Genomic DNA, 431 nt, shown 5'->3' with positions numbered 1-431 from the left:
GGCCTGGTCGTCGCCGGCCTGGGCATCGAGCACTACCTCGACCTGCTGCTGGACGCCCAGGACGCGGCGGCCGGCATTGGCGGCGGCACCCCGCGCACCATCGAAGGCCCGCTGTACGTGGCCGGCGCACCGCTGTCCGACGGCGAAGCACGGATGGACGACGGCAAGGACCCAGGCACCGTGATGTTCCTCTCCGGCCGCGTGTTCGACCTCGACGGAAAGCCGCTGGCCGGCGCGGTGGTCGACCTCTGGCACGCCAACACCAATGGCACCTATTCGTACTTCGACAGCACCCAGTCCGAGTTCAACCTGCGCCGGCGCATCGTCACCGACGCCGAAGGCCGCTACAAGGCGCGCAGCATCGTGCCCAGCGGTTACGGCTGCCCGCCGGACGGCCCGACCCAGGAGCTGCTGAACCAGCTCGGCCGCCA

At 70.5% G+C, this 431-nt stretch carries 1 pseudogene; it reads left to right on the top strand.

The annotated features are described in order from the left end of the window. Positions 1-431 (top strand): annotated as a pseudogene (locus ACCC94_RS30085) (catechol 1,2-dioxygenase); the annotation flags it as partial.

It is taken from the genome of Pseudomonas sp. Pseusp97, assembly GCF_047304025.1.
Lineage (GTDB): Bacteria > Pseudomonadota > Gammaproteobacteria > Pseudomonadales > Pseudomonadaceae > Pseudomonas.
Note: the sequence above shows the minus strand (reverse complement) of the source record. Positions and strands in the feature narration are given on the sequence as shown.